The following is a 3920-nucleotide window of genomic DNA, read 5'->3' on the forward strand; positions in this document are numbered from 1 at the left end:
AATGGCAACCCTGTGTGCTTGACGATCTCGCCTTTGAGGATGGCCTTTGCCAGATCCCCCAATAGCCCGATTGTAAAGCCTCCAGCTCGAGTGGCACCGTCTTTTGTGCGCTTCCACACCTCGCCGTCTCTTACGCTGTCAAGGAACTCGTGACCGGCCCATGATAGGTCGGTTATCATAACCCCTCGTCCCATGTTTTTGCCTTTGAGCAGCCCGCCATCCAGTAGCATAAAGAGATGGAGTGCTATGACGTCTGGTTCATAACCATCTACTGCTATTTCGTCTTCATAACCATAAAAAGTAATATTAGCCCCAGGGGGAATATTTACTTCTTCCAGCCTCAACAAAAGCGATCTGACCAATTCCATATCTCTACGCATCGGTGGATCTCCTCAGCCGTACACCCGCCCCACCCCCGTTCTCCGCGATGAACTCCACACCGGCGGTCTCCAGGGCGGTGCGGATGGCTTCGATGGTGCGGGGATGTGGCGTCCTGCGGCCCGCTTCAAAGTCAGCCAGTGTCGCAACAGCGACCTGAGCGGCCTTCGCTAAATCGTCACGCTTCAGACGAAGCATGGCACGCGCGCCCAGACATTGCTCGGGTATAATAGCTGACATTGGCTCTCATGATTGACTTTGACCGATATCAGCGATTATAGCTGACCTTGGTTGAAAGACCAATGCCGGCCGGACACGGAGCTTGGACCCTCCGATGCCCGGCCTAACCACAACCGCTCGAGCAGGAGCAGGCAATGGCTGATCGTGCCTATAGCACGCACCCACGATCGTGGGCATGGACACTCGTACGCGCCACCGGGGCATCGGTTGCAATGGCGTTCCTTTTTTTCGTCGCTTTGACGGGTTTCGCCCAGCCGGAGACGCTGGCCAGCCACACGGTCCGGCCCGCTCACGTGCCGCTCGTTCTGGCGGAGGGCAGCCGATGAGCAAGGAACGTATGGACCGCATCGCGGCGGCCGGCTTCAAGGCCCAGAACATCGCGACCCTGCTGATCTGGGCAGGTAATGCGGCCGGCCAGGCGTGCTTCGAGCCCACCAAAGAGCGGCTGTCCGCCCTCGGATGCGCCATCCAGTGGGCCGGCGGAGAACTCTCCCGGCTGTCGGATGAAATCACCAACGGCATCGATGAACTGGAAGGGCAGTCATGAGCGCCCGCCCCGCAGCCAGCCGGAAGATCCCGGCTGCTCCGCCGCCGGTAGACGGCGCCTATGCCCTCGACTGGCAGGCTGTCCACACGCGCGACCTACGCGACATTGCCCTGGCGATCGGACGTGACATGGACTTGGTGCGTACTCCTGCCGAAGAAGTGGTGTCGGACTGGATTGGCGCGGTTCAGTGGCTGGCAGCATATGCCGACCGAATTGCCCGGAACGCCGATAAGGACGCGGCATCCCTGCGGAAAGGCGGTGCGGCATGAGCATTCAATCCGCTGTGCAGGCCGCGCTGACCTGCAATCGCCGCGTCACGCGAACCATCCCCTCGACCCGCCTTCAAACGCCGGCGGAGGAAGACGTGATGGACACAGCTATCAGCCGGTGGCGGCGGGCATGGGATGCTGCCTGGTCAAGGCCAGCGCGTTCCCAGCGTGACCTGATCGCCCGCGCCCGGTTGGCCATGTCTGACCCTGATGGGATGGACGCGGCCGAAGGCGCCCGGCTGGCCCGCGACGTGCTGGCCGTCCTGGGCGGCGGGAGGATCGGACGATGATCGCCTCCATCTCGCGGCAGGCGGCGCTGTTCGTCCTGCTGCCCGTATCCTGCTGGGCGATGCGCTCGGCCGGCGCGCTCAGTCAGTTCTCGTTGCGCCTGGCCCGGCGAGAGGGCGCGCTATGAATGAGGGAATGCGCGCCTTCATCCTCGACCAGGTGCATGACCGGAGGATCACGGAGCAGGAGAGGGATATCCTCGACGCCGTGCGCGACAAGGTCAGCCTGGCACAGGATGCTCGACACATCGCGGGGCTGATGGTGATGCTGAACTGCGGGGATTTGCAGCCCGAGGACAGTGAGCCGGAAGCCATCAAGTGGCTCGCCAAGCGCCAACTCGAGCGGCTGGAGATCCTCGAAGCCATGCTGCTGCGCGATGAGAGGACGGCCTGATGGGCCGCCCCCGCAAAGTCTGGCCCGAGGCGCGGGTCAAGGAACTGGTCCGGCTGCGCGAGGCCGGGCGCACCTGGAAGGAAATAGGCGCGAAGCTCGGCCTGCCGCACATCACCTGCTCCCGTTATTGGCAGGAGGTGCTGGGGCGGCCGGCGTATCGCGTTCAACTGGAAAATCGGAGGCCGGTGACATGAGACGGAAAGCCTCGCCCGTGGCGACGCCTGATCGCATTGCTGCAATCACCCAGCAGACACGCGACATTTCCATACTGTCGGTGCTGATGATCGGCGCCAGCCGGGCGGCGCTGCTGGATGACCCGCTCAGGCCCAGTGACTACGCGATGGCCATGGAGTGGGTCGGGGCTGAGATCGATCGGCGGGTTGCGGCGATTGAGGAGATGCTGTCGTGAGAACGAGAATGCCATATGAAAATTTCCCTTGCCCTACCATGCCGTTCCATGGAATACGTGCTGTCACGGCAGTATCGAATTTTCGATCTAATGAGAGTAAATTCTCTTGGTCGGCGAAAAGATCCTGGGCGGCAGTTTGCTGGTATCAGATAACCAGACGCCGACGGGCGTTAAATGGCCATCCGGATAGTAACCGGCACACGTTCGGCTCCGGCGCGAGCGGCCAAGTCGAGGCGTTACGCCTCTTTCTGCAGGCCATTTCCGTGAATCACTTTCCGCACTATGCCTCTGTGCCCGAAGCCTGCCGGCTTTTGGGGTTTTCCCGAACAGAGCTTTATCGCAAGCTGGGAGCAGGTCTCCTTCGAGCCAAGAAGTGTGGCACGAAGACGCTTGTCGATATCCCGCATGCTCTCGAATGGATTCGGTCTCTTCCCGACGCCGAAATCATCACGAAATAAAACAGCCGTCCCGCGATTAGGGACGGCTGCCAAAAGCTGTGTCTTGATGGGGTGGAATTCCATCTTGATATAGCCTGTCTGGCATTTCGTCCAATGAAATTGCGGGTGGCCTTGTAAGAAAGGTCACTTAAATGCGCGACAAAAGGCGCAAACGCCCGAAGTGCGTCCGTAACGGGGGAAGTGTGCCCCGCCTGATCCTCCTGTCTGACGCCTGCCGCCCGGATGGCGAGCCGCGCGTAGGGGTGCTCATGCCGGGCTGCCGGCTGCCGGTCCTCTTTCCGTCGATCGCGGCCGCCAGTGCTGCCATCGAGGCCGGGAGGGCTGCGCGATGAGCGGCGATACCCTCCAGGTGAAGCTGCCCGTGCCCTATTTGGACAGCGGAAACGGCGCACCGCTCGACATCGTTCCCGAAGGGATCATCGACTGGTGCTTCGTGTCGCACCTTTGGGTGCTGGAAATGGGAAGCGACGACGGACCAGTTTTTGCACCGTGCGTGGTCTTCTTTGACAACACCTGGTCCAAGATTGGGCCTATCGGGCCGCTGGAGACGGCGCGGCAGACTTGCCATCGGTGGGCCGTCATCCACGACTGCACGGTTCAGGACATGACGCGCCCCCGCCGGCAGCTCATGTCTCAGGCAGAAGCCACCGTCGATATCGAGCCGTCCGAGCTTGATGCGGCGTTGCCGGGCGATCCTTGGTCATATGATGAGAGGACCAATCGCTTTCGTCTCAATCTTGCCTGCCTGGGTGTGGAGATTGCCGGGAAGATCACCGAGGATGACCAGCCTATTGACCAGCAGGTCGCGGCGCTTGGTCCCGGCCTTGCGCGCGTCGAGAGCATTTTCCGCAGATGCCCCGTCATCCAACCGCATTACATTGCCCCCTGGATGGCCAAAGTGCGCGCTGCGGCTGTGTCCTGGCTGACCGAAATGAGCG

9 protein-coding genes are annotated in these 3920 nt (G+C 61.5%); 7 read left to right on the top strand and 2 right to left on the bottom strand.

The features are described 5' to 3' along the window. Positions 1–380, bottom strand: a 380-nt coding sequence (locus HLH36_RS19260) for a DUF2513 domain-containing protein (protein WP_182987892.1), incomplete at its 3' end; no start/stop codon positions are given. Next, positions 373–618, bottom strand: a complete 246-nt coding sequence (locus HLH36_RS19265) for a helix-turn-helix domain-containing protein (protein WP_182987893.1) — start codon at positions 616–618, stop codon at positions 373–375. The genes HLH36_RS19260 and HLH36_RS19265, both read right to left, overlap by 8 nt. Positions 619–940: 322 nt before the next feature. Here HLH36_RS19265 and HLH36_RS19270 point away from each other — a divergent pair, with 322 nt between their 5' ends. The 7 genes from HLH36_RS19270 to HLH36_RS19295 all read left to right on the top strand — a co-directional run. After that, positions 941–1165, top strand: a complete 225-nt coding sequence (locus tag HLH36_RS19270) for a hypothetical protein (RefSeq protein WP_182987894.1) — start codon at positions 941–943, stop codon at positions 1163–1165. Then, positions 1162–1434 carry a hypothetical protein gene (locus tag HLH36_RS19275; protein WP_182987895.1) on the top strand — a complete coding sequence of 91 codons (273 nt, stop codon included), beginning with the start codon at positions 1162–1164 and terminating at the stop codon, positions 1432–1434. The genes HLH36_RS19270 and HLH36_RS19275 overlap by 4 nt, the downstream gene beginning before the upstream one ends. Positions 1435–1720: 286 nt before the next feature. Beyond that, entirely contained in the window at positions 1721–1849 is a 129-nt protein-coding gene (locus HLH36_RS20145) for a hypothetical protein (RefSeq protein WP_275943830.1), read from the top strand. 8 nt (positions 1850–1857) lie between these two features. Beyond that, entirely contained in the window at positions 1858–2115 is a 258-nt protein-coding gene (locus HLH36_RS19280) for a hypothetical protein (RefSeq protein ID WP_182987896.1), read from the top strand. Beyond that, positions 2115–2309, top strand: coding sequence for a hypothetical protein (locus HLH36_RS19285; RefSeq protein ID WP_182987897.1), 195 nt, complete (start codon positions 2115–2117; stop codon positions 2307–2309). The genes HLH36_RS19280 and HLH36_RS19285 overlap by 1 nt, the downstream gene beginning before the upstream one ends. After that, positions 2306–2524 carry a hypothetical protein gene (locus HLH36_RS19290; protein WP_182987898.1) on the top strand — a complete coding sequence of 73 codons (219 nt, stop codon included), beginning with the start codon at positions 2306–2308 and terminating at the stop codon, positions 2522–2524. The genes HLH36_RS19285 and HLH36_RS19290 overlap by 4 nt, the downstream gene beginning before the upstream one ends. A gap of 786 nt (positions 2525–3310) precedes the next feature. Further along, a partial coding sequence (locus tag HLH36_RS19295; RefSeq protein ID WP_182987899.1) for a hypothetical protein occupies positions 3311–3920 on the top strand: 610 nt, incomplete at its 3' end.

Source organism: Gluconacetobacter aggeris, from assembly GCF_014174395.1.
GTDB classification, from domain to species: Bacteria; Pseudomonadota; Alphaproteobacteria; order Acetobacterales; family Acetobacteraceae; genus Gluconacetobacter; species Gluconacetobacter aggeris.

Coding starts and splice junctions, on each gene's coding strand:
- HLH36_RS19265 (WP_182987893.1), bottom strand. CDS start 618: ATGTCAGCTATTATACCCGAGCAATGTCTGGGCGCGCGTGCCATGCTT.
- HLH36_RS19270 (WP_182987894.1), top strand. CDS start 941: ATGAGCAAGGAACGTATGGACCGCATCGCGGCGGCCGGCTTCAAGGCC.
- HLH36_RS19275 (WP_182987895.1), top strand. CDS start 1,162: ATGAGCGCCCGCCCCGCAGCCAGCCGGAAGATCCCGGCTGCTCCGCCG.
- HLH36_RS20145 (WP_275943830.1), top strand. CDS start 1,721: ATGATCGCCTCCATCTCGCGGCAGGCGGCGCTGTTCGTCCTGCTGCCC.
- HLH36_RS19280 (WP_182987896.1), top strand. CDS start 1,858: ATGCGCGCCTTCATCCTCGACCAGGTGCATGACCGGAGGATCACGGAG.
- HLH36_RS19285 (WP_182987897.1), top strand. CDS start 2,115: ATGGGCCGCCCCCGCAAAGTCTGGCCCGAGGCGCGGGTCAAGGAACTG.
- HLH36_RS19290 (WP_182987898.1), top strand. CDS start 2,306: ATGAGACGGAAAGCCTCGCCCGTGGCGACGCCTGATCGCATTGCTGCA.